This is a genomic window from Microvirga terrae (assembly GCF_013307435.2).
GTDB lineage: Bacteria > Pseudomonadota > Alphaproteobacteria > Rhizobiales > Beijerinckiaceae > Microvirga > Microvirga terrae.
This window is the reverse complement of record NZ_CP102845.1, coordinates 1,205,048-1,231,085: the sequence shown is the minus strand read 5'-3', so window position 1 is coordinate 1,231,085 and position 26,038 is coordinate 1,205,048. Positions and strand designations below refer to the sequence as shown.

The window sequence follows — 26,038 nt, the reverse complement described above, 5'->3', positions numbered from 1 at the left end:
CATGAACGCGAAACCGTCTGCCGAAAACCATCTGTCATCCGCCGGCTCCCGGCTTTTCTCGCATGTGGAGACCTGGGTCTTCGACCTGGACAACACGCTCTACCCGCACACCTCCCGGGTCTGGCCGCAGATCGACCAGCGCATCACGCTCTACATCACCGAGCTCTTCGGGCTCGACGGGCTGTCCGCCCAGGCTCTGCAGAAGTACTTCTATCACAAGTACGGCACGACCCTGCGGGCGCTCATCGACGAGTACGACATCGATCCGCACGACTTTCTCGACTTCGCCCACGACATCGACCACACGGATATCGAGCTGAACCACAGCCTGGGCGAAGCCATCGAGAGGCTGCCGGGCCGCAAGCTCATCCTGACCAACGGCTCGCGCAAGCATGCGGAGAACGTGGCGAGGAAGATCGGCATCCTCGACCATTTCGAGGACGTGTTCGACATCGCGGCCTCGAATTTCGTGCCCAAGCCGGACCGGCGCGCCTACGAGATCTTCCTCGAGAAGCATGGGGTCGAACCCTCCCGATCCGCCATGTTCGAGGACATCGCCAAGAACCTGACCGTGCCCCACGAGCTCGGCATGACGACGACGCTCATCGTTCCCAAGACGTTCGATCCGTTCCGGGAAAGTTTCGAGCAGGAGGCCGTCCAGACGCCGGACATCGACTACATCACCAACGATCTCGCGGACTTCCTGCGCGCCTACGCGCTGCCGGCGAAAGAGAGCCGGGCTCGATAGGCCGGCATTCCACGTCCCGATCATGATGCTGCGAGGCGCGGTGCCTGTCCGGATCGGAATGGCGGGTGCTGACACCCCCTCCGTCATCACCGGCCCTGTGCCGGTGATCCCGCTCCTGTAGGGCGCTGCGCCTCACCGGATCGGGATGGGCCCGCCTTGATCCTCTCCCCGTCATCACCGGCCTTGTGCCGGTGATCCCGCTTGTTTGAGGTGCGGCGCTCTTCCGGATCGGGATGGCCGGCACAGGGCCGGCCATGACGTGGCAGGGTCGGATGACGGAGGAGCGTCGCGCTGCGGTGCGGGTTCGTGATCTGTGGACTGTCAAAGAGCCAGCACCTGTGGGCCCGCAGCTTGCGCTGCGAGCCTGCAGGATGATCGAGGGTGGCGCGAGTGGCAGCCCGGCTCGATGTCTGAGGTGATAAGCGAGAGCCAAGCTGCTCGTCGCGCACGGTTCTTTTCAGGCGGACCAGCTGGACGGAGCCCAAGGTCGGCCTCCTGCGCGCCCAGGGGTGCGAAGCCTGTCGCAGGACCGTGCCGGCTCCCACACTTGCGACGCCTCGCGAGCGCGCCCCTCGAAGGAACCGATCTATCCAACGATATAGCTTAGCTTGATCGATCTGTCAAGAACAAAGTTAGAACATGATCTCACCCACACCTGTCCACCACTCCGACCCTCGGCCCGTCATCACCGGCCCTGGGCCGGTGATCCCGATCGGAAGAGCGCCGCGCTTCACATGATCGGGACAGCCGGGACAAGCCCGGCCATGACCCCGAGGGTGATGGAAAGACCCTGAGATGGCCGGGACAAGCCCGGCCATGACGGGGAGGGTATCAGGATGGACGGAAGGTGGCCAGGATGAGCGAAGGGCGGGAGGCTGTCGACCATGGCGTGAGAGATTGCGGCACCGGACAGCTCGATCTCCCCTCAGGACTCGTCCCGAGCGACAGCGAGCGCGTCACAGCCCCGGCATGGCAGGCGTCGCCACGGTCACTTCCATGGGCCCCCAAACGAAAATGGCCCCCTTGCGGAGGCCATTTCCGTTCAACGGACGAGGGGCTTACGCAGCCTTCGTGTTGATCTTGCTCTCGGCGATCCGGTTGAGCTTCTGGTCGGTGGATTTTTCCTGATCCAGGATCTGGTGCAGGACGCCGGCGCAATCCTCGCGGCCCAGCTGCTTGGCCCATGCGACGAGTGTGCCGTAGCGGGTGATCTCATAGTGTTCGACAGCCTGAGCGGCCGCCAGAAGTGCTGCGTCGAGAACCTGCGGATCGTCGATGTCGCCAGCGATTTCCTGGGCTTCGTCGATGATGCCGTCGATGGCCGGGCAGGTCACGCCCTTGGGATCGTGGCCGTGCATGCGGAACACCTGCTCGACCATCTGGATCTGTTGCTGGGTCTCGCCGAGATGGGTCTGGAACGCCTGCTTCAGCTGCGGGTCGCTCGCCTTTTCGATCATCTCCGGCAGCGCCTTCGTGATCTGCTGCTCGGCATAGTAGATATCCTGCAGAGTGTGGATGAAGAGATCATCCAACGACTTGATGTCCTTCGACAAAAGGCCCATAGCGCAATCCTTCCCGAGTTCTGAGATATGCCAACATGCGAGCGCCATCATCCGCTTGGCGCATCGTTCAGCCTGGGGAGAACGTCGCGGGAGAAAGCCGGTTCCCGGCCTATTCGACTGCCCGCAGATTCCGGCCCTGGAGGCGCAGCCACTCGGCCCGGGACTCGGCTTCCCCTTCCTCGAACTCGAGAGTCTCGATCTTCTGACCACGTTTCGCGATCTTGTCGGTCGAGACCCGGATCTGGGTGACGTCGTCCTGCGCCTGTCGGAAATGCGCGTCGAGCTTCGCGACCCGGGAATCGAGGCGTACCACGTCCTCGAGAAGCTTCTGCACCTCGACCTGGATCACCCGCGCCTCCTCACGGATGCGGGCATCGCGGACCAGCGCCTGCATCACCTGGATGGCGAGCGTCAGAAGCGAAGGCGACACGATGACGATACGAGCCCGGTGAGCCTTCTGGACAACATCGTCGAAATGCTCGGCCAGGTCGGCATAGATCGATTCCGCGGGCACGAACAGCATGGCGATGTCCTGCGTCTCGCCGGGGATCAGGTATTTCTCCGCGATGTCCTTCACGTGCACGAGCATGTCGTTGCGGACCCTGGCGGCGGCGCGGCTGCGGGCCTCGTCGCCCTTGGCCTCCCGGAAGAGGGTGAAGCCCTCCAGGGGGAACTTGGCATCGATCACGAGGCCGCGCTCGTCGCCCGGCAGGCGCACGAGGCAATCGGGTCTCGTGCGGTTCGACAGGGTGGCCTGAAACGCGAAAGCACTGGCCGGCAGCCCGTCCCGGACGATCGCCTCCATCCGCCCTTGCCCATAGGCGCCCCGGGTCTGCTTGTTGGACAGGATATCCTTGAGCCCGACGATCTCGCCCGTGAGGCTGGTCAGGTTCTGCTGCGCCGCATCGATCACGGCGAGCCGCTCGTTCAGCTTGGAGAGATTCTCCGTCTGGTGGCGGGTGGAGGCCTCCAGACCCTGCCCGACCCGGTGCTGCAATCCGTCGATCCGTTCCGAGATCATGCGGACGAAATCGCTCTGTCGGGTTCCGAAGACCTCCGCCATGGTGCGCATCCGACCGGTCATCTCCGACTGGGTGCGGGTGAGTTCGGCCACCTTGTCGTCCATCTCCCGCGCCCGCTCCGCCGCGATGGCGGCCTCGAGCGCCCGCTCCCGCCGCGTGCTCAGCAGAAGCGCCGTCACGAGCAGGAGGAGAAGGAGGCTCACACCCGCAATCCCCATGACGATCTGCCCCAGAGTCAGGGATGTCTGGCCGAGGATCAGGACGACGTCGTTCATGGAGCTTACTGTTCCGGTTGACGGATGCATCCGAACATAAGTGCCTCGTGCGGAAAAGCGGAATCCACGTTTCCGCGAAAACGATGCACTCATGAATGATAAGCATCGGATTGGTCCCAGAAGCGGTGTCCACTTTTGGGTCCGATGCTAAAGACGAACGATTTGACCATCCTCGTCCAACCGCTTATCTCCCGCGATCATGAGCATCAGACCCCTCGTCATCATCCCCGATTCCAAGCTCCGCCTGGTTTCCGAGCCCGTTAAGGAAATCACGAGCGAGATCCGTCATCTGGCGGACGACATGCTGGAGACCATGTACGACGCGCCAGGCGTCGGCCTTGCCGCCATCCAGATCGGCGTGCCGGTGCGCATGGTGACCATGGACGTGTCGAAATCCGAGGACGAGCGCCAGCCGCTGGTGCTCCTCAATCCCGAGATCGTCTGGGCCTCGGAGGAAAAGCGGACTTACGAGGAAGGCTGCCTGTCGATTCCCGAATACTACGAGGAGGTCGAGCGGCCGGACCGGGTGCGGTTCCGCTACATGAACCTCCAGGGCGAGACGATCGAGCAGGATGCGGACGGGCTCCTGGCGACGTGCGTGCAGCACGAGATCGACCATCTGAACGGGGTCCTGTTCATCGACTACCTGTCGAAGCTCAAACGCGACCGGGTCATGACCAAGTTCAAGAAGGCCGCCAAGCGCGAGGCCGGAGTATGACCCTGCGCGTCGTCTTCATGGGCACGCCCGATTTCGCCGTGCCCACCTTGTCCGAAATCGTCGGCCAGGGCCACGACGTGGTTGCTGTCTATACCCGACCGCCCGCAGCCGCCGGCCGTGGGATGGAGCTGAAGCCCTCGCCCGTCCACGCGATGGCGGACCGGTTCGGCTTCCCGGTGCTGACGCCGAAGACCCTGCGCTCGGAGGAGGCGGCCGACATCTTCCGCAGCCACAATGCCGACGTGGCCGTGGTGGTGGCCTACGGCATGCTGCTGCCGAAAGCCGTCCTGGAAGCGCCGGAACTGGGCTGCCTCAACCTTCACGCCTCCCTTCTCCCCCGCTGGCGCGGCGCGGCGCCGATTCAGCGAGCGATCATGGCCGGCGACCGGGAGACCGGCGTCGCCGTCATGAGGATGGAAGAGGGTCTCGACACGGGCCCGGTCGCCATGGTCGAGCGGGTGACGATCGCACCCGACATGAACGCGGGCGAGCTGCACGACCGGCTCATGGTTCTCGGCGCCGACCTGATGGTGCGGGCCCTCGCGGCCCTCTCCCGCGGCGGTCTGGGCTTCACGCCTCAGCCCGAGGAGGGCGTGACCTATGCCCACAAGCTCAGGAATGAGGACGCGCTGATCGACTGGACGCAGCCGGCGCAGGCGGTTCACGATCACGTCCGCGGGCTCTCGCCCTTTCCGGGGGCCTATTTCACGGCCGATTTCGGCAAGGGCCGGGAGCGCGTGAAGGTTCTGCGGGCGGCTCTCGGACAGGGCTCGGGGGCACCCGCGACACTGATCGACCATGATGGTACGATATCCTGTGGCGATGGAGCGGTCCGCCTGATCCAGGTCCAGCGCGCCGGCAAGGGGCCGGTGGCTTTCGAAGAGTTCCTGCGCGGAGTGAGGCTCGGTCCGGGCGCCCGATTTGCATGAGGTCCGGCATGGGGATCCGTCTGGAGGAAAGCGCCGATTGGTCTTCTGTCTACGCCATCTATTCCGCGGCGTTCGGGCAATCGGCGGAGGCTGATCTCGTCCGGCACATGCACCAGGATGGCGACCTGATCCTGTCGCTGATCGCCTATGGCGACGAGCCAGTGGGCCACATCGCCTATTCCCGGCTGGTCCTGCACGAGACAGGGTCGATCAGAGCGGCGGTCCTCGCCCCGCTGGCCGTGGCTCCATCCTTCCAGAAGCAGGGCATCGGCGCGGCCCTCGTCCGGGACGGGCTGAAGCGGCTCACCGATCGCGGCTACGATCTGGTCCTGGTGCTGGGCGAGCCGCACTATTACGGCCGCTTCGGGTTCGATCCGAATCTGGCGGAAAAGCTGCAAACCCCTTATGACGGCCCCTATCTTCAGGCCCTCGCCCTGTCCCCCCGGGGGACAGGCGCCCATGGCCCGGCATCCTATGCCCGGGCCTTCGCAGAGCTGAAATAACATGCCTCGCTACAAGCTTGTCGTCGAATACGATGGCACGCCCTTCACCGGTTGGCAGCATCAGACGAACGGCCTCTCCGTGCAGCAGGCGGTGGAGGACGCGATCGCGCGCTTTACGGGCGCGCCCGTCCGCGTTCATTGTGCCGGACGGACCGATTCAGGCGTTCACGCCACTCATCAGGTCGTGCATGTCGATCTCGACAAGGAGTGGCGCCCGGACACGGTGCGGGATGCCACCAATGCCCACCTGAAGCCTGCGCCGGTTGCGATCCTGTCGGCCCGGATCGTGCCCGAGACCTTCAACGCCCGCCTGTCCGCCGTGAAGCGCCACTACGTCTACCGCATCCTCAACCGCCGGGCTCCGCCGACGCTGGATGCGACCCGGGTCTGGCACGTGGCCTGGACGCTCGATGCCGACCTCATGCACGAGGCCGCGCAAGAGCTGATCGGACGGCATGACTTCACCACGTTCAGAGCCGCCGAGTGCCAGGCGAACAGTCCGGTCCGGACCCTCGACCGGCTGGACGTGGAGCGGATCGGCGACGAGATCCGCATCTATGCCTCGGCGCGCTCGTTCCTGCATCATCAGGTGCGCTCGATGACGGGCACCCTGGAGCGCGCCGGCGCCGGGCGCTGGTCCGTGGCGGACGTCCGCGCGGCTCTCGACGCAAGGGACCGGAAACGCTGCGGGCCCATGGCGCCGTCGACGGGCCTCTATCTGATCGGCGTCGATTATCCGGACCTACCCTAGGAGCGTCCGCATCGCCGATCCGACGAAGCCGTTGAGCACGATGCCGAGCACCACGATGCCGAGGGCGGGAATGCTCGCGAGCCCCAGCGTGGCCTTGGTGGCGAACCATTGCAGCCTCACGATGATGATCGCAAACGCGAGGGCGAACAGGCTGGCCAGCCCGGGAGGCGCCCAGCCGAGCAGCATGAGCATGGCCGGGACAGAGAGCACCAGCATGCCGATGACCGAGATCCAGTTGGTGACGATCACGAAGGGCACATAGGACTTCTCGAGCCGGAACCAGCGGGCGATCCAGATCATGGCGGCCGGCAGGGCGATGAAGCCCGCCACATGGCCCAGGGCGACCACGAGATCGATCCAGAGACTGTCGAGAAGGGACCGGTCCGGCTGAAGGAGCCCGAGGCGGAGGCGCTCGAAGGCCAGGGACACCACATAGGCCGGCAGCGTCAGCCAGATCGCCATGAAGGAGCGCCAGAAGCCCCGCTCGCTCATATCGAAGGACTTCAGCCCTTCCGACCTGCTGTTGAGCAGATCGAGCGTTCCCCGGAACGAGCGGTTGACCTCATCAGCCGTGACGATCATGTGGGGCCTCATTTTTCGAAGACGATTGCCCTCGGAAATGGACGGAGCTCACAAAACGTTCCGGCAATTCTCCGACTTTAGTCTAAATAGTCAAGGTTTCTATCCGGCTCATGCCGCGAAATAGGAATCCAGCACCTTGCGGTAAATCGTTGCGAGACGATCCAAATCGGCCACGGCCACGCGCTCGTCGATCTGGTGCATGGTCTGCCCGACGAGGCCGAACTCGACGACCGGGCAATGCTTCACGATGAAGCGAGCGTCCGAGGTGCCGCCGGTCGTGGAGAGTTTCGGCTGCGAGCCGGTCGCAGCCTTGATGGCGTCGGCGACGAAGCCCACGAAGTCGTTCGGCGGGGTGAGGAAGGCCACCGCGTTGGTCGGCTCGACCGTCAGGGTGTAGCGCACAGTGTTGCCGGCGGCCTCGCGCAGGCGGCGCTCGATCTCAGCCTCCAGGCTGTGCGGCGTCCAGAGATCGTTGAAGCGGACGTTGAAGGTGGCCCGCGCCTCGGCCGGGATCACGTTGGCCGCCGGGTTGCCCACGTCGACAGTGGTCACCTCCAGGTTCGACGCGTCGAAATGGTCCGTGCCCCGGTCGAGCGGTTCCTTCAAAAGCCCTTCGAGCAGGCGCATCATCCCGGGAATGGGATTGTCCGCCAGGTGCGGATAGGCCACGTGCCCCTGCTTGCCCTCGACGGCGATCCTGCCGGTGAGCGATCCGCGCCGACCGATCTTGATCATGTCGCCGAGCTGGTTCGGATTGGTCGGCTCTCCCAGGATGCAGTGATCGAACCGCTCGCCGCGCCCCTTCGCCCATTCGAGGAGCTTCACCGTGCCGTTGACCGCCGGCCCCTCCTCGTCCCCCGTGATCAGGAAGCCGATGGAGCCCTTGAAGTCCGGGTTGCTGCGGATGAAGTCGAGCGCCGCTGCCATCATGCAGGCGATGCCGCCCTTCATGTCCACGGCGCCGCGCCCGTAGAGCTCGCCGCCGTGGATCTCGCCGCCGAACGGATCATACTGCCACCGACCCACGTCCCCCGGCGGAACCACGTCGGTGTGGCCGGTGAAGAGCAGGTAGGGCTCGCCTTTGCCGTAGCGGGCGTAGAGGTTCTCCACATCCGGCGTCCCGGGCTCGGAGAAGACCGGGCGATGAACCTCGAAGCCCGCCTCCTTGAGCACGCCCTCGATGAAGGCGAGCGCCCCGCCCTCCTCCGGCGTCACGGAGGGGCAGCGCAGGAGCGATTGGGCCAGGGACAGGGGCGAGTGTTCCATCGGATCAGTCCCGCAACAGCTCGTTGATGCCGGTCTTCGCCCGGGTCTGCGCGTCGACGCGCTTCACGATCACCGCGCAGTAGAGGGACGGGCCGGGGGTGCCGTCCGGGAGCGGCTTGCCGGGCAACGAGCCGGGGACGACCACCGAATAGGGCGGCACGCGGCCGACGAACACCTCGCCGGTATTGCGGTCGATGATCTTGGTCGAGGCCGAGATGAACACCCCCATGGAGAGCACCGAACCCTCGCCCACGACCACGCCTTCCACCACCTCGGAGCGGGCCCCGATGAAGCAGTTGTCCTCGATGATGGTCGGGTTGGCCTGCAGCGGCTCCAGCACGCCGCCGATGCCGACGCCGCCGGAGAGATGCACGTTCCTGCCGATCTGCGCGCAGGAGCCGACCGTCGCCCAGGTGTCGACCATGGTGCCCTCGTCCACATAGGCGCCGAGATTGACGAAGGACGGCATCAGCACCACGCCGGGCGCGACATAGGCGCCGCGGCGCACGGTGCAGTTCGGGACGGCCCGGAAGCCGGCGGCCTTGAAGTCGGCCTCGGACCAGCCGTCGAACTTGGACGGCACCTTGTCCCACCAGACCGCGTTGCCGGGACCGCCCTTGATGATGCCCATGTCGTTGAGGCGGAAGGACAAAAGCACCGCCTTCTTCAGCCATTGATGCACCTGCCACTCGCCGCCGGTCTTCTCGGCGACGCGCGCCTTGCCGGAATCGAGCAGGTTCATCGATTCCTCGACGGCCTCGCGCACGGCGCCCGTGGTGGACGGGCTCACATTGGCCCGGTCCTCCCAGGCGGCGTCGATGGTACGGGCAAGATCAGCGGCGGACATGGGCAACTCGGGGCAAGGGGTTTCGTTGCCGCCTGATTAGCAACGGCGCCCCGGCCTGTCACGTCATCATGTGCTGCTCACGCGAGAACCGGCCTTGTCGTGGCCGGGAGGACGCCCACCACGTCATGGCCGGCACAGGGCCGGCCATCCCGATACGAAAAAGCTGGGCGCTCGCCAGAAGCGGGATCACCGGCACGAGGCCGGTGATGACGTGGGAGATATCAGGGTTGCCTCAAAACGACGTGCGCTGCCGGATCGCCGCCGAGAGCGTGCCCTCGTCGAGATAGTCGAGCTCGCCGCCAACCGGCACCCCATGGGCGAGCTTTGTCACCTTCACGGGCAGATGCGCGAGAAGCTCCGTGATGTAATGGGCCGTGGTCTGGCCGTCGACCGTGGCGTTCAGCGCCAGGATGATCTCCGCGACGTCGGGCTCCGAGGCGCGGGCGACGAGGCGTTCCAGGTTGAGATGCTCGGGCCGTACGCCGTCGAGCGGCGAGAGCACGCCGCCGAGCACGTGATAGCGCGCGTTGATCGCCCCGGAACGCTCCAGCGCCCAGAGATCCGACACGTCCTCCACCACCACGAGGATGGAGGGATCGCGCTTGGCGTCCCGGCAGACGGTGCAGGGATCCGAGGTATCGACATTGCCGCAGGACGAGCACACGACGATGCGCTCGTTGGCGATGCGCATGGCATCGCTCAACGGGTTGAGCAGCGTCTCGCGCTTCTTGATGAGATGGAGCGCCGCGCGCCTGGCGGAGCGCGGCCCGAGGCCCGGCAGGCGGGCGAGGAGCTGGATCAGGCGCTCGATCTCGGGACCGGCGACGTGCTGGGCCATTCAAGTTCTCTTCGATTGATCGGATTGCTCGAGGAACCGGTACCCGCTTCCCCGAGCGATGCTCTGCTCAGAACAGCTTCAGGCCGGGCGGCAGCGGCAGGCCCTTGGTGAGGCTCTCCATCCGCTCCTGGGCGGCCCGGTCGGCCTTGCCGCGGGCATCGTTCATGGCCGCCACGATGAGATCCTCGAGGATCTCCTTCTCGTCCGGGTTCATGAGCGAGGGATCGATATTGATCGACGTGAGGCTGCCCTTGCCGGTCACCTTCACGGTCACGACGCCGCCGCCGGCGGTGCCGTCGACCTCGAGGGTGTCGAGCTCGGCCTGGGCGTCCTGCAGCTTCTGCTGCATGGCCTGAGCCTGCTTCATCAGTCCCATGATGTCCTTCATGACCGTATCCTCGCGTTAAAACAGATCGTCGTCTTCTTCGGTCTCGTGCGCGGCCAGGGCATCGGCCTCGCCGAGGATCTCCGTTTCCGCATCCTCGCCGGCCTTCTCCGCCCGCTCGATTACGTTCACGATCTGCGCCCCGGGAAATTTCGTCAGCACCGCCTGGACCAGGGGATGGTTGGCCGCGCCTTCGCGCCGCTCGCGCTCGGCCGCGACGGCCTTCTCGTGCAGGGTCTGCCCACCCTCCTCCGAGGACAGCGCCACCATCCAGCGCTCGCCCGTCCACTGCTGGAGCGCGCGGGTGAGGTCGTTGGCGATGGTGCGGCTGCCGGTCTCGGTGAGGCTGAGCTCGATGCGTCCCTCCTCGAAGCGCACGAGACGCACGTCCCGCTCGAGCTGCGCCTTGAGCACGATCTCGCGCTTCTCGCCGGCGAGCGCCACCACGTCCTCGAAGCGGCGGAGCCGCATGGTCGGCTCGGGCTGCGCTCCTTGCGGGCGCGGCTGGGGATGCGGCTGGGACGTCGCCAGGGCCATGGACCCGGAGGTCGCAGGTCCGGACGACCGCGGCCCCGGCGCGGACGGGCCGCCTGCGGGAACCGGCCCGCCATCCTTGAGGGCGCGCAGGGCCTCGTCCGGCGTCGGCAGGTCGGCCGCATAGGCGAGGCGCACGATCACCATCTCGGCCGCCGCGATGGGTCGGTTCGAGGACTGCACCTCGGGAATGCCCTTCAGGAGGATCTGCCAGGCGCGCGAGAGGGTGCGCACCGACAGCGTCTGGGCGAAGTCCGTGCCGCGGGTCCGCTCGATCTCGGAGAGAGCGGGATCCTTCGCGGCCTCGGAAATCAGCTTGAGGCGGGTGACCACGTGCGAGAAGGCCGCGAGATCGGACAGGATCACCGCCGGATCCGCCCCGGCATCGTATTGCGCGCGCAGGCCCGCGAAGGCCGCCGGCACGTCGCCGCGCATCACGGCCTCGAACAGGTCGATGACCTGGGTGCGATCGGCCAAACCCAGCATGTCGCGCACGGTGTCGGGCGTCACCACGCCGGCCCCGTGGGCGATCGCCTGGTCCATGAGCGACAGCGAGTCGCGCGCCGAGCCTTCCGCCGCCCGGGCGATCGCGGCGAGCGCCTCCTGATCCGCCTGCACGCCCTCGGCGGCGCAGATGCGGCCCAGATGGGCCACGAGCTTGTCGGCCTCGATGCGGCGCAGGTCGAAGCGCTGGCAGCGCGACAGGATCGTGACCGGGACCTTGCGGATCTCGGTGGTGGCGAAGATGAATTTCGCGTGCGGCGGCGGCTCCTCCAGGGTCTTCAGGAAGGCGTTGAACGCCTTCTCCGAGAGCATGTGGACCTCGTCGATGATGTAGACCTTGTAGCGCGCCGAGACCGGGGAATAGCGGATGCCGTCGATGATCTGGCGGACGTCGTCGATGCCCGTATGCGAGGCCGCGTCCATCTCCAGCACGTCCACGTGCCGCGATTCCATGATCGCCTGGCAGTGGACGCCGAGTTCGGGCATGTGGATGGTGGGGGCGCCGGAGCCGTCCTGCCTCTGGTAGTTGAGGCCGCGGGCCAGGATGCGGGCCGTGGTGGTCTTGCCGACGCCGCGGACGCCGGTCAGCATCCAGGCCTGCGGGATGCGCCCGGTCTCGAAGGCGTTCGAGAGAGTACGCACCATCGCTTCCTGGCCGATCAGGTCGTCGAAGGTCTTGGGGCGGTACTTGCGGGCAAGGACGCGATAGGGCGAAGCCGGCGCGGCGGAAGCAGCCGCGGGAGCGGGCGCGGCGGGGAAGCCCGGCAGGGCCGGCTCGTCATTCAGGGGCGTGCCGGCTGTGGTATCGTCCATCGACTGCAAGGCTTCGGAGAAACTCTTTGAAGGTGGGAGGCTGGACGAAGACCCGTTCGGTCTCGTTAGGGCTGCTTCCTTCCGGACCTGACCCGGTTGGCGAGTGAGACGTCCCTCGCCAACCTCCCACCGGCTATATGGGCGTATCGGCGGCGAAACGCAAGTTGGAAACGAGGCTCCCTGCCCGGTCATCCCCGGTCTCCACCGGACGCTCCGCGAAGGACCTGGAGAACACTGGCTGACACGAAGCCGCGGGCTCGGTTACATAGCGCCATGACATTCACGCTCGATTCCCGGCTCGAAGCCGACACGATCCCCGTCGGCGATCTCACGCTCTCGTCGGTCCTGCTTCTGAACGACGCACGCTTCCCCTGGTTCGTGCTCGTGCCGCGCATCGCCGGGGCGAGCGAACTCACCGACCTCTCGGAGGAGCAGTCCGCCCAGTTGATGCAGGAGATCCGCATCGCCACCCGGGTCATGCTCGAGCTTTCCAAACCCGACAAGGTGAACGTCGGGGCGCTGGGCAACATCGTGACGCAGCTTCATGTGCACGTGGTCGGGCGTTTCCGCTCCGATCCGGCCTGGCCCGGCCCCGTCTGGGGCCACGGCGCCCGCACGCCCTATCCCGACCACGCGGCGAGCGCCCTGATCGAGCGCGCCGCCACCCTCTTCGCGGCAGCCTGAACCCATGACCGGACCCATCGCGTACATTTCGAACCCGCTCGTCCGCCACAGCGCCGAGCGGGACCCGGAGGCCCTTGCCAAGGCGGCGAGCGATCCGGACACCGCCATGATCGTCCTGGCCGGCGACCTGCCGGTTCTCCAGGCCGGAGAGCCCGGCACGAGCCTTCTGCCGGTCTCCGTCATGAACCGCCTCCCGGCTCATCAGGAACAGGTCTTCCTCGGAACCTTGAACGAGCGCCCGGTGGTCGCCACCCTGGCCGCGCCGGACGCGGCGGAGCTGTTCCAGGACGACCCTGCCTTCGCGGTCGTGGATCTGCGCTCCATCGCGGTGCGCGGACTCGTGCCGGCTGAGGAGCTCGGCATGCTCGCCATGGCGAAATCCCTGCTCGACTGGCACCGGCGCCACCGCTTCTGCGCCAATTGCGGCGCGCCGACGCAGCCCACCCAGGCCGGGTTCCGGCGGGATTGCGCGGCCTGCGGGGCCCAGCATTTCCCCCGCACCGATCCCGTGGTGATCATGCTGATCACCCGGGGCGACAAGTGCCTCATGGGCCGCCAGCCGCGCTTTGCCGAGAAGATGTATTCCTGCCTCGCGGGCTTCCTAGAGCCGGGCGAGACCATCGAGGACGCGGTCCGGCGGGAGACGTTCGAGGAGGCCGGCATCCGGGTGGGCGCCGTGCGCTACATGACGTCCCAGCCCTGGCCCTTCCCGTCCAACGTCATGATCGGATGCATCGGCGAGGCGCTCACCGAGGATATCGCCTTCGACGGCGAGGAGCTCGAGGATGCGCGCTGGTTCTCCAAGGACGACGTGAGGCTGATGCTGGAGGGCCGGCACGAACACTTCGCCGCCCCCGCCCCCATCGCGATCGCGAACCACCTCGTCCGGGAATGGGTGAAGGACTGACGGGCCGCGCGCCGCTCTGAGGCGCGGCGCCTTCCCGATCGGGATGGCCGGCACAAGGCCGGCCATGACGTGGCGGATGAGATCGGCCTGGGTTAGACGAAGACCGGATTGTCGGGAGGGGAATCACGAGGCCAGCCGAGGCACGATTCCTAAGGCTGGGTCAGCTCGAACCGGTAGGCGACCTCGACCACCGGCTGGCCGCGCAGGTCGAAGGATTGCTCGGCTCCCGGCGTCCCGCCGAGCGCCTCGTAGAAGCGGCGGGCCGGGTGGTTCTCCTTCAACACCCACAGGCCCGCGGAGCGACAGCCCTGCCGGCCGAGATGATCGAGGACGCCGCGCATCAGCCGGCGGCCGAGCCCTTGCCGCTTGACCCTGTCGAGCAGGTAGATGGCGAAGATCTCGGACTCGGCGCCGAGCCGGTCGGCATTCTCGCGCCGGATCGGCCCGCCGCCGGCGAAGCCGACGATCTCGCCGCCCGCAGCTTCCGCAACGAGAAGACGGGCCCGCGGATCGGGCTGCGCGAAGGCCTTCTGCCACATCCGCGTCCGCTCCTCGACGGAGAGGCCCGCCAGCGCCTCGGGGCTCAGGAAGTCTCTGTAGGATTCGCGCCAGCCCTGGACATGGACCCTGGCGATGCCTTCCACGTCTCCCTCGACCGCATCGCGGATGAGGATGCTCACTCGGCGGCTTCCCGGATCTTCTCCCGGAACGGATCGGCCGGATAGACCCCGAGGATGCGTAGCTCGCGGGAGAAGAACTCCAGTTCCTCCAGGGCGCGCTTGAGGTTCGTCTCCTCGGGATGGCCATCGACCTCGGCATAGAACTGGGTCGCCAGGAACTCGCCCTCGAGCATGTAGCTCTCGAGCTTCGTCATGTTGATGCCGTTGGTGGCGAAGCCGCCGAGCGCCTTGTAGAGCGCGGCCGGCAGGTTGCGGACCCGGAAGACGAACGAGGTCACGGTCGGACCCTGCCCGACGGGCGCCCATTGCGGGGTCTTCGACAGGACCACGAACCGGGTGGTGTTGTGGGCCTCGTCCTCCACGTTCTCCGCCAGGATCTTCAGGCCATAGATGTCGGCCGCCATGCGGGGCGAGAGCGACGCCCGGGTCGGATCCTTCCACTCGGAGACCTCCCGGGCCGAGCCCGCCGTGTCACCGGCTACGTGGGCTTTCAGCCCGAGCTTGCGGATGATCTTGCGGCATTGGCCCAGCGCATGGACGTGGCTGTAGACCTCCTTGACGGTGCCGAGATCCGCACCCGGGATCGCCATGAGGTGAAAGTGGATCGGCAGGAAGTGCTCGCCGACGATATGCAGTCCGGAGGTCGGCAGCATATGGTGGATGTCGGCCACGCGCCCGGCGATCGAGTTCTCGATCGGGATCATGGCAAGACCCGCCGGGCCTTCGTTGACGGCCGCCAGGGCGTCCTCGAAGGTCGGGCACGGGAGAGGCTCCCAGTCGGGACGCGCTTCCGAGCAGGCCGTGTGGGAATTGGCGCCCAGCTCGCCTTGGAAAGAAATCAGCTTGCTCATGATGGCCTCCTAGCGCATCGCGGGGAAAAAGTGGGCTCGGTTTTCCGCTCCGAACCATGCGCTGTTTCAAAGACGAGGCATCGGATCGCTCCCAAAAGTGGAGACCACTTTCGGGCCCGATGCCCTGGATGCGAGGATCTCGCGCGCCCTGTCGAGATCGTGAGGGGTATCGACGCCCAGCGGCACGTCGTCGACTACCACGGCGTCGATGCGCATCCCGGCCTCGAGCGCCCGCAGCTGCTCCAGCTTCTCACGGGTCTCCAGCGGCGACGGCTTGAGGCCGACGAAGCGCTGCAGTGCCCTGCGACGATAGGCGTAGAGGCCGATGTGGTGATAGAGCGGACCGTCGCCATACGGCGCCGTCGCCCGGGTGAAATAGAGGGCGCGGAAGCGGCCGGCTGAGAGCGGGCTCCCCACCATCTTGACCACGTTGGGGTTGGTTCTCTCCTCCTCGCGCCCGATGACGGCCACAAGGGTCGCGATGTCGACCGCCGGATCCGCGAGCGGCACGATGGAGGCCGCGATGGCGGCCGGGTCGATGGTCGGCAGGTCGCCCTGGACGTTCACGATCACGTCGTGCCGGCCCTCCGGGTCGAGCTTTTCCACAGCCTCGAAGATGCGGTCGGATCCGGACGCGTGATCGGCCCGGGTCATGACCGCCTGCCCGCCGGCCCTGGCGATGGCCTCGGCAATGTCGGGCGCATCCGTCGCCACGGCGACCGGCCCGATCCCGGCCTCCACGGCCCGGCGCCACACATGGACGATCATGGGCTCGCCGGCGATCTCGGCCAGAGGCTTGTTCGGCAGTCGGGTCGCGGCAAGGCGGGCGGGAATGAGGATGAGGGGATCGGACATGGTGCGGTCTTCGACGGGAACTGCGCGTCCTTAGAACATCGGCTCTAAAAGGGGAAGCAGGGACCGTTTGTCCCTGCCCGGAGCCGGATCTTCGGCTGGCCTCGGACGTTTGAGCCCCGTGCTGCGACCACGAGAGCGGCGAAAACTCCTGGAAACCCCATTGTCAAAACCCCATTACTACGGCTAAGCAACGGCCCTATCGCGGGCACCCGCCCGCGGATCCGTTCTGCTGCGCTGATTTCGCCGGTGTACGAAGGCGAGGAGAGCCTAACTGATGAATATCGAGACCAATAAGATCGCGGGCGCCGTTTTCGGTTCGCTTCTCTTCGTGGTCGGCGTCAACGTTATCGCCGGCGGCCTGTTTGCCCCCCATAAGCCCGCAGTCCCCGGTTACGACCTCCCGGCACCCGAAGAGGCGGCCGCCGGTGGCGCCGCCGCTCCTGCCGAGCCGGCGCAGCCGCTTCCGGTTCTCCTGGCCAGCGCCGATCCGGCCAAGGGTCAGGCTCAGTCCAAGAAGTGCGCCGCCTGCCACACCCTCGACAAGGGCGGCGCGAACAAGGTCGGTCCGAATCTCTATGGCGTCGTCGGACGTCCGGTCGCCTCGCACGAAGGCTTCAACTACTCGGCCGCCATGAAGGCCCACGGCGGCAACTGGACCTACGAGGCCCTGGACGCCTTCGTCCACAATCCGAAGCAGGCGACGCCCGGCACCATCATGGCCTTCGCGGGCCTCGCCGGTGCCAAGGACCGGGCGGATCTGCTGGTCTACCTGCGAACCCTGTCCGACAGCCCGGTTCCGCTGCCGGCCGCTCAGTAAGATCGCTCCGCAAGATTCTTGCACCCATCACATTTCGGAAAGCCGGGCACGAAGGCCCGGCTTTTTCTTTGGCCCCCGTGGTTTTGCGGGTTATCCCTTGCGCTCGCCCCGTTGCGCACAAAATCTAACGGGACGACAGACGCCTCACCCTTCAGGAGACGCCGTGTGATCCGCACCCTTCTGCCGAGCTTTCTGGCTGCCTGCCTCGCCTTCACGCCCCTTGCAGCCCAGGAAGCCCCATGGCGGCACGGCGCGGCTCTCCTCGACGAGCCCAGATATCCGCAAGGCTTCGCGCATTTCGACTACGTCAACCCGAATGCCCCGAAGGGCGGCCTTGTGCGCCTGGGAGCGCTCGGCACCTTCGACAGCTTCAATATCGTCGTGGCCGGCGTGAAAGGATCGCCCGAGCAGGGGCTCGGCCTCGTCTACGAGACCCTGACCACCTCGGCCCTCGACGAGGCGAACGCCGCCTACGGGCTGCTCGCGGAATCCTTCTCCTATCCCGAGGATTATTCGTCCGTGAGCTTCCGGCTGCGGCCGGAGGCGCGCTGGCATGACGGCAAGCCCGTGACGGCGGACGACGTGATCTTCTCGTTCGAGACCCTGAAGGCCAACAGCCCGACTTATGCGTTCTACTATGCCAACGTCACCAAGGCCGAGAAGGTGAGCGACCGCGAGGTCAAGTTCACGTTCGACGAGAAGGGCAACCGCGAATTGCCGCAGATCATGGGGCAGCTGACGGTCCTGCCGAAGCACTGGTGGGAGGGAACCGCCCCCGATGGGCGCAAGCGCGACGTGACGCAGACCATGCTGGAGCCGCCGCTCGGCTCAGGCCCCTATCGTCTCAAGACCTTCGAGCCCGGCCGCAACGCGTCCTACGAGCGCGTGAAGGACTATTGGGGCGAGAGGATCAACGTGAACGTCGGGCAGAACAACTTCGACGAGATCCGCTACGAGTATTACCGGGATGCGACGGTGCTGCTCGAAGCCTTCAAGGCCGACCGCCTCGACTTTCGCACGGAGAACAGCGCGCGCAACTGGGCGACCGGATACGATTTCCCGGCGCGCCAGGAAGGCCGCGTGATCCTGGAAGAGTTTCCGTTCCGCGCCACCGGCGTGATGCAGGCCTTCGTGCTCAACATGCGGCGCGACAAGTTCAAGGATCAGCGCGTCCGCCGGGCCTTCAATCTCGCCTTCCCGTTCGAGGAGCTGAACAAGACGATTTTCTACGGCCTCTACGAGCGGCCCTCGAGCTACTTCTACGGGCTCGATCTCGCATCGTCCGGACTGCCTGAAGGCGAGGAGCGGGCGATCCTCGAAAGCGTCCGCGACAAGGTCCCGGCCTCCGTCTTCACGACGCCGTACACGAACCCGGTCAACGACTCGCCCGAGACGATCCGCAACAACCTGCGCGAGGCCGACCGGCTGCTCAAGGAGGCAGGCTGGGAGATCAGGAACGGCCGCCGGGTCAACGCGAAAGGCGACGTCCTGACCGTGGAGCTGCTCAGCAGCAGTCCCAACGAGGAGCGGGTGTTCCTGCCCTACAAGGCGTCCCTGGACCGCCTCGGCATCATGGCTTCGGTGCGCACCATCGACGACGTGCAGTATACGAATCGCACCCGGTCCTTCGACTTCGACATCGCCACCGGTCTGTGGCCGCAATCGCTCTCGCCCGGCAACGAGCAGCGCGAGTTCTGGGGCTCGCAGGCGGCGGCGCGCGACGGCTCGCGCAACCTTGCGGGCATCGCCGATCCCGGCGTCGACGCGCTCATCGACCGGGTGATCTTCGCCAAGAACCGCGACGAGCTCGTCGCCGCCACCAAGGCGCTCGACCGCGTCCTTCTCGCCCATGATTACGTGGTCCCGCAATGGACCTCGCTGAAGCAGCGCACGGCGCGCTGGAACCGCTACAGCCATCCCGACACCATGCCACGCTACGGCGGCGCCGCGTTCCCGACCATCTGGTGGTATGACGAAGCCAAGGCGGCCAAGACGGGAGCCCCGCGATGAGAACCTTCAACCGCCGCCTCATCCTCAAGACGGGAGCAGCCGGCGCCGCTCTTTCCTTGCTGCCCCGCATCGGCATGACGCAGGAGGGCGAGACGGAGACGCACGGCCTGTCCAGTTTCGGCGAACTGAAGCAGGCGCCGGACTTCAAACATTTCGACTACGTGAATCCCGCCGCGCCGAAGGGCGGCACGCTGGCGATCCAGATCAAGCAGACCACCGGCAACCAGAACTTCGACACCTTCAACACCCTCAACGTCTTCGTGCTGCGGGGTGACGGCGCAGCCGGCATGACGGGCACGTTCGACACCCTGATGGCCGGCTCGGCCGATGAACCGGATGCGCTCTACGGCCTCGTGGCGAAAAGCGTCCGCGTTTCCAACGACAAGCTCACCTACCGCTTCATCCTGCGGCCCGAGGCGCGCTTCCATGACGGCTCGCCGCTGACCGCGAACGACGCGGCGTTCTCCCTGAACATCCTGAAGACCAAGGGCCACCCTGTCTTCAGCCAGCTCCTGACTCAGATGGCTTCGGCAGAAGCGGAATCGGACGGGATCCTGCGCGTCCAGTTCACGCCGCAGCGCAGCCGCGACATCCATCTCATCGTGGCCGGCATGCCGATTTTCTCCGAGCGCTCCTGGCAGGGCAAGGATTTCGAGGCCTCGACCCTGGAGGCGCCGCTCGGCTCCGGTCCCTACAAGGTCGGCCGCTTCGAGGTGGGCCGCTTCATCGAGTTCGACCGTGTCCCGGACTACTGGGCCAAGGATCTGCCAGTGAATGTCGGGCAGAACAACTTCGATCGCATCCGATACGAATATTTCCGCGATCGCACGGTCGCGTTCGAGGCGTTCAAGAACGGCACGCTCAACTATCACGAGGAATTCACCTCCCGCACCTGGACGACCGGATACGACTTTCCCGCCATGCGCGAAGGCCGGGTGAAAAAGGAAGAAATCTCGAACGATTCTCCCTCGTCCATCCAGGGCTGGTACTTCAACACGCGGCGCGAGGCTTTCAAGGATCCGCGCATCCGCGAAGCCATTGGCCTCGCGTTCGATTTCGAGTGGACGAACACCAACATCATGTTCAGCCTCTACCGGCGCACGACGTCGTTCTTCGAGAACAGCGACATGAAGGCCGTGGGCAAGCCCTCGCCGGAGGAGCTCGCCCTGCTCGAGCCGTTCCGCGACAAGCTGCCCGCCTCGGTGTTCGCGGATCCCGTTGTTCCGCCGGTCTCCGACGGTTCCGGGCAGGACCGGCAGCTGCTGCGCCGGGCCGACGAGCTCCTGCGGCAGGCGGGCTGCAAGCGTGACGGCGGCGTGCTGAAGCTGCCGAACGGCCAGCCCTTCGCCATCGAGTTCCTCGATTTCCAGCCCTCGCTCCAGCCGCACACCCAACCGTTCCAGAACAACCTGAAGCGCCTGGGCATCGACGCGCGCTCGCGTATCGTGGATGCGGCCCAGTATCAGCAGCGCCTGAACGAGTATGATTTCGACATGACGAGCCGCGCCCTCGTCGGATCCACGACACCGGGCGACAGCCTGCGGACCGTCTACGGCTCCCAGTCCGCCAGGACCCCGGGCGCGCAGAACCTCGCCGGCATCGCCGATCCCGCCGTCGACGCCCTGATCGAGCGGATCGGCAACGCCCAGTCACGCCAGGATCTGAACATCGCCTGCCGTGCCCTGGACCGGGTCCTCCGTTCGGGCCATTATTGGGTGCCCATGTGGTACCGGGCCAGCGAGTGGCTGGCCTATTGGGACCAGTTCTCGCGCCCGCAGACCAAGCCCCGCTTCGCCTCGGGCGCGCCGGGGACCTGGTGGTACGACGCCGAGAAGGCGAAGCGGATCGGGAGAGGATAAGGCTTGGACAGGACTCTGACGCCACACGGGGCGACGCATCGCGGCTTCGGTCGCATGCCGGACGACGGCCTGGACGATACATCCGGCTTGAACGACCTCGACCTCGGCCGCATCGGCCGCAACTCCTGAAGGCGCCTGATGCTCGCCTATATCGCACGCCGCGTACTTCTCATGATCCCGACCATCCTCGGGATCATGCTCATCTCCTTCGTGCTGGTGCAGTTCGCGCCCGGCGGTCCCGTCGAGCGCATCATCGCGCAGCTTCAGGGCCAGGATTCCGGCGCGTCCTCGCGCATCTCCGGCGGCGGAAGCGATTTCGGCGCGCAGAGCCCCGGCGGGGCCGGTACAGGTGATGCCTCGTCCTCGCGCTACCGCGGCGCTCAGGGGCTCGACCCGCAATTCATCAAGCAGCTCGAGGCCCAGTTCGGTTTCGACAAGCCGGCCTACGAGCGCTTCCTGAAGATGCTGTGGGATTATGCCCGCTTCGATTTCGGCAAGAGCTACTTCCGCGACATCTCGGTCCTGGAGCTCATCAAGGAGAAGCTTCCGGTCTCGGTCAGCCTGGGCCTGTGGATGACGCTCCTCTCCTATGCGATCTCCATTCCCCTGGGCATCAAGAAGGCCGTGCAGGACGGCTCCTCCTTCGACATATGGACCTCCGCCATCGTCATCATCGGCTACGCCATTCCGGGCTTCCTCTTCGCGATCCTGCTGATCGTGCTGTTCGCCGGCGGCTCGTTCTGGCAGATCTTCCCCCTGCGGGGCCTCACGTCCGAAAACTGGGCCTTCATGCCCTGGTACAGCCAGATCGTCGATTACTTCTGGCACTTGGTGCTGCCGATCACCGCCATGGCGCTCGGCGCCTTCGCCACCTCGACCCTGCTGACGAAGAACTCGTTCATCGACGAGATCCGCAAGCAATATGTGCTGACCGCGCGCATGAAGGGTCTGTCCGAGCGCCAAGTGCTCTATGGCCACGTCTTTCGAAATGCGATGCTCATCGTGATCGCGGGCTTCCCGGGAGCCTTCATCGGGGCGTTCTTCGCCGGCGCGCTGCTCATCGAGACGATCTTCTCCCTCGATGGCCTTGGGCTCCTCTCCTTCGAGTCCATCGTGAACCGCGACTATCCGGTGGTCTTCGCCAACCTCTACATCTTCTCCCTGGTGGGCTTGGCGGTGAACCTGCTCTCGGACCTCACCTATACCTGGATCGATCCGCGGATCGACTTCGAGACCCGGGAGGCGTGAGATGAACGAGAACGTGCCCCTGGTCTCGCCGGCCTCCTCGCCGGTCGCCCCGCCCCTGCCGAAAGAGGGCTTCATCAGGCTCTCGCCGCTGAACCGGCGGCGGCTTCAGAACTTCAAGGCCAACCGTCGCGGCTACTGGTCGTTCTGGATCTTCATGATCCTCTTCGTGCTCAGCCTCTTCGCGGAGCTGATCGCCAACGACAAGCCGATCCTTGCCTCCTATAAGGGCGAGCTGCTCTATCCGGCCTTCGTGGATTACCCGGAGGAGAAGTTCGGCGGCTTCCTGGCTCAGACCGATTACCGCGATCCGGTCATCGCCAAGGAGATCCAGGACAACGGCTGGATACTCTGGGCGCCGGTCCGCTTCTCCTACAACACGCACAATCTCGATCTTCCCGTTCCCGCACCGGCCCCGCCCACCTGGATGCTCACCGACGAGCAATGCCGCCCCATCGCCGAGCGCACCGGCGGCACCGGCTGCCGGGACATCGAGTGGAACTGGCTCGGGACCGACGACCAGGGGCGCGACGTCGTCGCGCGCCTGATCTACGGGTTCCGCATCTCGGTTCTGTTCGGCCTCACGCTGGCCGGCATCTCATCCATCGTGGGCATTCTCGCCGGCGCCGTGCAGGGCTATTACGGCGGCTGGACCGACCTCCTGTTCCAGCGCTTCATCGAGATCTGGACGGCGATCCCGTCGCTTTACCTCCTCATCATCATTTCGGCCGTCATCACGCCGAGCTTCTTCGTGCTGCTCGGCATCCTGCTGCTGTTCTCCTGGGTGTCGCTGGTGGGCGTGGTGCGCGCCGAGTTCCTGCGCGCCAGGAACTTCGAATACGTCCGTGCTGCCCGGGCTCTGGGGCTGTCCAACGGCACCATCATGTTCAAACACCTCCTGCCGAACGCCATGGTGGCGACGCTGACCTTCATGCCGTTCATCATCAACGGCTCGATCTCGACGCTCACCTCCCTGGACTTCCTCGGCTTCGGCCTGCCGCCCGGCTCGCCGTCGCTCGGCGAGTTGCTCGCGCAGGGCAAGGCCAACCTTCAGGCGCCGTGGCTCGGCCTGGCGGGCTTCTTCGTGATCGCCATCATGCTCAGCCTCCTCATCTTCATCGGCGAAGCGGTGCGCGACGCCTTCGATCCGCGGAAGACGTTTCGATGACCGAGCCTCTCCTCTCCGTGCAGGATCTCTCCGTCGCCTTCCGCCAAGGCGCCGGCGACATGCTGGCGGTCGACCGCGTGTCCTTCGACGTCATGCCGGGCGAAACGGTGGCGCTGGTGGGCGAGTCCGGTTCGGGCAAATCCGTCACGGCCCTGTCGGCCCTCAAGCTCCTGCCCTACCCGTCGGCACATCATCCGTCCGGCCGAATCCTGTTCAAGGGCAAGGACCTGATCGCCGCCGACGAGGATGAGATGCGCAAGGTCCGGGGCGACGACATCACCATGGTGTTCCAGGAGCCGATGACATCGCTCAACCCGCTCCACACCATCGACCGGCAGATCGGCGAGATCCTCACGCTTCACCGGGGCCTCTCGGATCGCCAGGCCCGCGCCCGCACGCTCGAACTCCTGCAGCTCGTCGGCATCCGGGACGCGGAAAGCCGCCTGGGCGCATACCCGCACCAGCTCTCCGGCGGCCAGCGCCAGCGCGTGATGATCGCCATGGCGCTCGCCAATGAGCCAGATCTGTTCATCGCCGACGAGCCGACCACCGCCCTTGACGTGACCGTGCAGGCGCAGATCCTGAAGCTCCTCGCCGAGCTGAAGAGTAGGCTCAACATGTCGATGCTGTTCATTACCCATGACCTTGGCATCGTGCGAAAAGTGGCCGACCGCGTCTGCGTGATGCTCAAGGGCAAGATCGTCGAGCAGGGAACGGTCGCCGAGGTGTTCGGCAACCCTCAGCATCCCTACACGCAGAGGCTCTTGGCCGCGGAACCGAAGGGCCGCGCCAATCCGGTTCCGAACGATGCGCCTGTGATCGTCGATGCCGGACCGATCAAGGTCTGGTTTCCGATCAAGCGCGGCTTCTTCCAGAAGACCGTCGGCCATGTGAAGGCGGTCGACGGGGTGTCCGTGCGGGTGCGCCGGGGCGAGACCGTCGGAGTGGTGGGCGAATCCGGTTCGGGCAAGACCACGCTCGGTCTTGCCATCCTGCGCCTCGTGCAGTCGGAAGGCCCGATCGTCTTCCTCGGCAACCGCATCGACGGCATGCGCGGAAAAGAGATCCGCCCGATGCGCAAGGACCTGCAGGTGGTGTTCCAGGACCCCTATGGTTCCCTCTCGCCCCGCATGTCCGTGGCCGAGATCGTCGAGGAAGGGTTGTTGGTCCAGAACAAGGCGCTCTCTTACGCGCAGCGCCGCGAGATCGTCGCCAAGGCCCTGCAGGATGTCGGCCTCGACCCGTCGACCATGGACCGCTATCCGCACGAATTCTCCGGCGGCCAGCGCCAACGCATCGCCATCGCCCGCGCCATGGCGCTCGAACCGCAATTCATCATGCTCGACGAGCCGACCTCGGCCCTCGACATGTCCGTGCAGGCGCAGATCGTGGAATTGCTGCGCGACCTTCAGAAGCGGCGCAACCTTGCCTACATGTTCATCAGCCACGATCTCAAGGTGGTGCGGGCGCTCGCGAACCACGTGGTGGTGATGCAGAACGGCAAAATCGTCGAGGAAGGGTCGGCCGAGAGCATCTTCGCCGCCCCCCGCACCGATTATACCCGGGCGCTCTTCGCCGCCGCCTTCAATCTTGAGACGGCTGCCTCGAACGCCGTTCGAGACTAGGGCTGACAAGTTTTCCATCATGGATGCGCACCACCATTCGGCCGGCCGTCAGCATCACGGGCATTCCCATGCCCCGCAGGCCGGCCACGAACGGGCCTTCGCGATCGGCATCATGCTCAATCTCGCCTTCGTGGCCATCGAGGCGGGATACGGCTTCTGGGCCGATTCCATGGCCCTGCTCTCGGATGCCGGCCATAACTTGAGCGACGTGCTCGGCCTCGCCATCGCGTGGGGCGCGGCCCTGCTCGCGCGGCGCGGACCCACCGAGCGGTTCACCTACGGGCTGCGCTCGAGCTCTATCCTGGCCGCCTTGTTCAACGCCCTCCTCCTGCTGGTCGCGGTGGGCGGCATCCTCTGGGAATCCGTCCAGCGGCTGATCGAGCCGACGCCGGTCGCGGCCGGCACCATGATGGTCGTGGCCGCCATTGGCATTCTCGTGAACGGGTTCACGGCGTTCCTGTTCATGGGCGGCCAGCACGACCTCAACATCCGCGGCGCGTTCCTCCACATGGTGGCGGATGCGGCCGTGTCCCTTGGGGTCGTTCTCGGAGGCCTCGCCATCCTCTGGACCGGAGCCGATTGGATCGATCCGGTTCTGAGCCTCGTCATCGCGGCCGTCATCGTCTGGGGAACCTGGGGGTTGCTGAAGCAGTCTCTGGCGCTGTCCCTCCACGGCGTGCCGCACGGCATCGCCGTGCCGGCGGTGCGGCGATCGCTCGAAGCGATGCCGGGCGTCGCCCGGGTCCACCACCTCCATGTCTGGGCGGTGAGCACCACCGAGACGGCGATGACGGCTCATCTCGTCATGCCCGGCGGGCATCCGGGCGACCGCTTTCTGGCGGAGGCCCAGCGGGAGCTGAGAGCCCATTTCGGGATCGGGCACGCGACCCTTCAGATCGAGATCCACCGGCCGGGGACCGACGATCACGGCCAGGAATGCCCGCTCGATCAGCATGTCCATGCCCATGAGGGGCACGATCATGGGGGACACCCCCACCCTTAGAGAGCATCGCATCTTTCCCCGCAATGCCGTATCAGTCGTGATTCTCGCGGCTTGAAG

Annotated in this window: 26 protein-coding genes and 1 other RNA gene; 15 read left to right on the top strand and 12 right to left on the bottom strand. The window is 66.0% G+C overall.

Translation table 11 applies throughout. The features are described 5' to 3' along the window. The first annotated feature begins 1 nt into the window (after nt 1). Nucleotides 2–748, top strand: a complete 747-nt coding sequence (locus tag HPT29_RS05760; protein WP_173946320.1) for a pyrimidine 5'-nucleotidase — start codon at nt 2–4, stop codon at nt 746–748. Between the two features lie 1,058 nt (nt 749–1,806). Here the strand turns inward: HPT29_RS05760 and HPT29_RS05755 are convergent. Next, nucleotides 1,807–2,310 (bottom strand): YciE/YciF ferroxidase family protein, encoded by a 504-nt coding sequence (locus tag HPT29_RS05755; protein ID WP_173948416.1) that lies wholly within the window; start codon nt 2,308–2,310, stop codon nt 1,807–1,809. Nucleotides 2,311–2,419: 109 nt separating this feature from the next. Further along, a complete protein-coding gene (locus HPT29_RS05750; protein ID WP_173948417.1) occupies nt 2,420–3,607 on the bottom strand; it encodes a DNA recombination protein RmuC in 1,188 nt (395 codons plus the stop codon). Between the two features lie 199 nt (nt 3,608–3,806). Here HPT29_RS05750 and def point away from each other — a divergent pair, with 199 nt between their 5' ends. From def to truA, 4 genes are read left to right on the top strand one after another with little or no spacing between them, the layout of a single operon-like run. Then, nucleotides 3,807–4,325, top strand: coding sequence for a peptide deformylase (def, locus tag HPT29_RS05745; protein ID WP_173948418.1), 519 nt, complete (start codon nt 3,807–3,809; stop codon nt 4,323–4,325). Further along, a complete protein-coding gene (gene fmt, locus HPT29_RS05740) occupies nt 4,322–5,254 on the top strand; it encodes a methionyl-tRNA formyltransferase (RefSeq protein WP_173948419.1) in 933 nt (310 codons plus the stop codon). Before def ends, fmt begins: the two co-directional genes overlap by 4 nt. 8 nt (nt 5,255–5,262) lie before the next feature. Beyond that, a complete protein-coding gene (locus tag HPT29_RS05735; protein ID WP_173948420.1) occupies nt 5,263–5,757 on the top strand; it encodes a GNAT family N-acetyltransferase in 495 nt (164 codons plus the stop codon). Between the two features lies 1 nt (nt 5,758). Continuing rightward, complete coding sequence (gene truA / locus HPT29_RS05730) at nt 5,759–6,508, top strand: tRNA pseudouridine(38-40) synthase TruA (protein ID WP_173948421.1); 750 nt, start codon at nt 5,759–5,761, stop codon at nt 6,506–6,508. On the opposite strand, the gene HPT29_RS05725 is transcribed toward truA, so the two are convergent. From HPT29_RS05725 to ffs, 7 genes are all read right to left on the bottom strand, one after another. Then, nucleotides 6,500–7,090 (bottom strand): hypothetical protein, encoded by a 591-nt coding sequence (locus HPT29_RS05725; RefSeq protein WP_173948422.1) that lies wholly within the window; start codon nt 7,088–7,090, stop codon nt 6,500–6,502. The two genes, truA and HPT29_RS05725, sit on opposite strands and share 9 nt — an antisense overlap. 108 nt (nt 7,091–7,198) lie before the next feature. Then, the gene (dapE, locus tag HPT29_RS05720; protein ID WP_173948423.1) at nt 7,199–8,356 is read right to left on the bottom strand and encodes a succinyl-diaminopimelate desuccinylase; all 1,158 of its coding nucleotides are present in this window, start codon (nt 8,354–8,356) and stop codon (nt 7,199–7,201) included. A gap of 4 nt (nt 8,357–8,360) precedes the next feature. Further along, nucleotides 8,361–9,203 carry a 2,3,4,5-tetrahydropyridine-2,6-dicarboxylate N-succinyltransferase gene (dapD, locus tag HPT29_RS05715; protein ID WP_173948424.1) on the bottom strand — a complete coding sequence of 281 codons (843 nt, stop codon included), beginning with the start codon at nt 9,201–9,203 and terminating at the stop codon, nt 8,361–8,363. Between the two features lie 232 nt (nt 9,204–9,435). Next, nucleotides 9,436–10,041, bottom strand: a complete 606-nt coding sequence (recR, locus tag HPT29_RS05710) for a recombination mediator RecR (protein ID WP_173948425.1) — start codon at nt 10,039–10,041, stop codon at nt 9,436–9,438. Nucleotides 10,042–10,108: 67 nt separating this feature from the next. Then, nucleotides 10,109–10,429 carry a YbaB/EbfC family nucleoid-associated protein gene (locus HPT29_RS05705; RefSeq protein WP_173948426.1) on the bottom strand — a complete coding sequence of 107 codons (321 nt, stop codon included), beginning with the start codon at nt 10,427–10,429 and terminating at the stop codon, nt 10,109–10,111. A gap of 15 nt (nt 10,430–10,444) precedes the next feature. Then, nucleotides 10,445–12,277: a DNA polymerase III subunit gamma/tau gene (locus tag HPT29_RS05700; protein WP_173948427.1), complete on the bottom strand. Its 1,833-nt coding sequence runs from the start codon at nt 12,275–12,277 to the stop codon at nt 10,445–10,447. A gap of 31 nt (nt 12,278–12,308) precedes the next feature. Beyond that, an RNA gene (ffs, locus tag HPT29_RS05695) (signal recognition particle sRNA small type) lies at nt 12,309–12,405 on the bottom strand. Between the two features lie 145 nt (nt 12,406–12,550). On the opposite strand from ffs, the gene HPT29_RS05690 reads away from it, so the two are divergent. Together HPT29_RS05690 and nudC are read left to right on the top strand one after the other, a co-directional pair. Next, entirely contained in the window at nt 12,551–12,961 is a 411-nt protein-coding gene (locus HPT29_RS05690; protein WP_173948428.1) for an HIT domain-containing protein, read from the top strand. A 4-nt stretch (nt 12,962–12,965) separates the two neighbouring features. After that, nucleotides 12,966–13,868, top strand: coding sequence for an NAD(+) diphosphatase (gene nudC, locus HPT29_RS05685; protein WP_173948429.1), 903 nt, complete (start codon nt 12,966–12,968; stop codon nt 13,866–13,868). Nucleotides 13,869–14,017: 149 nt separating this feature from the next. Here the strand turns inward: nudC and HPT29_RS05680 are convergent, their stop codons facing one another. The 3 genes from HPT29_RS05680 to HPT29_RS05670 all read right to left on the bottom strand — a co-directional run bounded on the left by HPT29_RS05680 (nt 14,018) and on the right by HPT29_RS05670 (nt 16,254). Further along, the gene (locus tag HPT29_RS05680) at nt 14,018–14,548 is read right to left on the bottom strand and encodes a GNAT family N-acetyltransferase (protein ID WP_173948430.1); all 531 of its coding nucleotides are present in this window, start codon (nt 14,546–14,548) and stop codon (nt 14,018–14,020) included. After that, the gene (locus HPT29_RS05675) at nt 14,545–15,399 is read right to left on the bottom strand and encodes a prephenate dehydratase (protein WP_210272200.1); all 855 of its coding nucleotides are present in this window, start codon (nt 15,397–15,399) and stop codon (nt 14,545–14,547) included. The genes HPT29_RS05680 and HPT29_RS05675 overlap by 4 nt, the downstream gene beginning before the upstream one ends. A gap of 66 nt (nt 15,400–15,465) precedes the next feature. Continuing rightward, a complete protein-coding gene (locus tag HPT29_RS05670; protein ID WP_173948431.1) occupies nt 15,466–16,254 on the bottom strand; it encodes a 3-deoxy-manno-octulosonate cytidylyltransferase in 789 nt (262 codons plus the stop codon). A gap of 274 nt (nt 16,255–16,528) precedes the next feature. On the opposite strand from HPT29_RS05670, the gene HPT29_RS05665 reads away from it, so the two are divergent. The 8 genes from HPT29_RS05665 (at nt 16,529) to HPT29_RS05630 (ending at nt 25,981) form a co-directional block, all read left to right on the top strand. Beyond that, nucleotides 16,529–17,071 (top strand): c-type cytochrome, encoded by a 543-nt coding sequence (locus HPT29_RS05665; RefSeq protein ID WP_173948432.1) that lies wholly within the window; start codon nt 16,529–16,531, stop codon nt 17,069–17,071. Nucleotides 17,072–17,236: 165 nt separating this feature from the next. Further along, nucleotides 17,237–19,081, top strand: coding sequence for an extracellular solute-binding protein (locus tag HPT29_RS05660; RefSeq protein ID WP_173948433.1), 1,845 nt, complete (start codon nt 17,237–17,239; stop codon nt 19,079–19,081). Beyond that, nucleotides 19,078–20,940 carry an extracellular solute-binding protein gene (locus tag HPT29_RS05655; protein ID WP_173948434.1) on the top strand — a complete coding sequence of 621 codons (1,863 nt, stop codon included), beginning with the start codon at nt 19,078–19,080 and terminating at the stop codon, nt 20,938–20,940. Before HPT29_RS05660 ends, HPT29_RS05655 begins: the two co-directional genes overlap by 4 nt. 3 nt (nt 20,941–20,943) lie before the next feature. Then, on the top strand, nt 20,944–21,069 hold the full coding sequence (locus HPT29_RS05650) for a hypothetical protein (RefSeq protein WP_256439513.1): 126 nt from the start codon (nt 20,944–20,946) through the stop codon (nt 21,067–21,069). A 9-nt stretch (nt 21,070–21,078) separates the two neighbouring features. Further along, nucleotides 21,079–22,188, top strand: coding sequence for a microcin C ABC transporter permease YejB (locus tag HPT29_RS05645; RefSeq protein ID WP_173948435.1), 1,110 nt, complete (start codon nt 21,079–21,081; stop codon nt 22,186–22,188). A 1-nt stretch (nt 22,189) separates the two neighbouring features. Continuing rightward, nucleotides 22,190–23,353, top strand: coding sequence for an ABC transporter permease (locus HPT29_RS05640; RefSeq protein ID WP_173948436.1), 1,164 nt, complete (start codon nt 22,190–22,192; stop codon nt 23,351–23,353). Beyond that, complete coding sequence (locus HPT29_RS05635) at nt 23,350–24,978, top strand: ABC transporter ATP-binding protein (RefSeq protein ID WP_173948437.1); 1,629 nt, start codon at nt 23,350–23,352, stop codon at nt 24,976–24,978. Before HPT29_RS05640 ends, HPT29_RS05635 begins: the two co-directional genes overlap by 4 nt. Nucleotides 24,979–24,997: 19 nt before the next feature. Next, nucleotides 24,998–25,981: a cation diffusion facilitator family transporter gene (locus tag HPT29_RS05630; RefSeq protein ID WP_173948438.1), complete on the top strand. Its 984-nt coding sequence runs from the start codon at nt 24,998–25,000 to the stop codon at nt 25,979–25,981. The last annotated feature ends 57 nt before the right edge of the window (nt 25,982–26,038 follow it).

Excerpts from the sequence above, each read along its gene's own strand:
- HPT29_RS05665 (WP_173948432.1), top strand. The coding sequence starts at position 16,529 with ATGAATATCGAGACCAATAAGATCGCGGGCGCCGTTTTCGGTTCGCTT.
- recR (WP_173948425.1), bottom strand. The coding sequence starts at position 10,041 with ATGGCCCAGCACGTCGCCGGTCCCGAGATCGAGCGCCTGATCCAGCTC.
- HPT29_RS05755 (WP_173948416.1), bottom strand. The coding sequence starts at position 2,310 with ATGGGCCTTTTGTCGAAGGACATCAAGTCGTTGGATGATCTCTTCATC.
- HPT29_RS05750 (WP_173948417.1), bottom strand. The coding sequence starts at position 3,607 with ATGAACGACGTCGTCCTGATCCTCGGCCAGACATCCCTGACTCTGGGG.
- HPT29_RS05675 (WP_210272200.1), bottom strand. The coding sequence starts at position 15,399 with ATGAGCAAGCTGATTTCTTTCCAAGGCGAGCTGGGCGCCAATTCCCAC.
- HPT29_RS05640 (WP_173948436.1), top strand. The coding sequence starts at position 22,190 with ATGAACGAGAACGTGCCCCTGGTCTCGCCGGCCTCCTCGCCGGTCGCC.
- HPT29_RS05760 (WP_173946320.1), top strand. The coding sequence starts at position 2 with ATGAACGCGAAACCGTCTGCCGAAAACCATCTGTCATCCGCCGGCTCC.
- truA (WP_173948421.1), top strand. The coding sequence starts at position 5,759 with ATGCCTCGCTACAAGCTTGTCGTCGAATACGATGGCACGCCCTTCACC.
- HPT29_RS05725 (WP_173948422.1), bottom strand. The coding sequence starts at position 7,090 with ATGATCGTCACGGCTGATGAGGTCAACCGCTCGTTCCGGGGAACGCTC.
- HPT29_RS05670 (WP_173948431.1), bottom strand. The coding sequence starts at position 16,254 with ATGTCCGATCCCCTCATCCTCATTCCCGCCCGCCTTGCCGCGACCCGA.
- HPT29_RS05655 (WP_173948434.1), top strand. The coding sequence starts at position 19,078 with ATGAGAACCTTCAACCGCCGCCTCATCCTCAAGACGGGAGCAGCCGGC.
- HPT29_RS05735 (WP_173948420.1), top strand. The coding sequence starts at position 5,263 with ATGGGGATCCGTCTGGAGGAAAGCGCCGATTGGTCTTCTGTCTACGCC.
- HPT29_RS05700 (WP_173948427.1), bottom strand. The coding sequence starts at position 12,277 with ATGGACGATACCACAGCCGGCACGCCCCTGAATGACGAGCCGGCCCTG.
- nudC (WP_173948429.1), top strand. The coding sequence starts at position 12,966 with ATGACCGGACCCATCGCGTACATTTCGAACCCGCTCGTCCGCCACAGC.
- HPT29_RS05705 (WP_173948426.1), bottom strand. The coding sequence starts at position 10,429 with ATGAAGGACATCATGGGACTGATGAAGCAGGCTCAGGCCATGCAGCAG.
- dapE (WP_173948423.1), bottom strand. The coding sequence starts at position 8,356 with ATGGAACACTCGCCCCTGTCCCTGGCCCAATCGCTCCTGCGCTGCCCC.
- HPT29_RS05690 (WP_173948428.1), top strand. The coding sequence starts at position 12,551 with ATGACATTCACGCTCGATTCCCGGCTCGAAGCCGACACGATCCCCGTC.
- fmt (WP_173948419.1), top strand. The coding sequence starts at position 4,322 with ATGACCCTGCGCGTCGTCTTCATGGGCACGCCCGATTTCGCCGTGCCC.
- HPT29_RS05645 (WP_173948435.1), top strand. The coding sequence starts at position 21,079 with ATGCTCGCCTATATCGCACGCCGCGTACTTCTCATGATCCCGACCATC.
- def (WP_173948418.1), top strand. The coding sequence starts at position 3,807 with ATGAGCATCAGACCCCTCGTCATCATCCCCGATTCCAAGCTCCGCCTG.
- HPT29_RS05630 (WP_173948438.1), top strand. The coding sequence starts at position 24,998 with ATGGATGCGCACCACCATTCGGCCGGCCGTCAGCATCACGGGCATTCC.
- dapD (WP_173948424.1), bottom strand. The coding sequence starts at position 9,203 with ATGTCCGCCGCTGATCTTGCCCGTACCATCGACGCCGCCTGGGAGGAC.
- HPT29_RS05635 (WP_173948437.1), top strand. The coding sequence starts at position 23,350 with ATGACCGAGCCTCTCCTCTCCGTGCAGGATCTCTCCGTCGCCTTCCGC.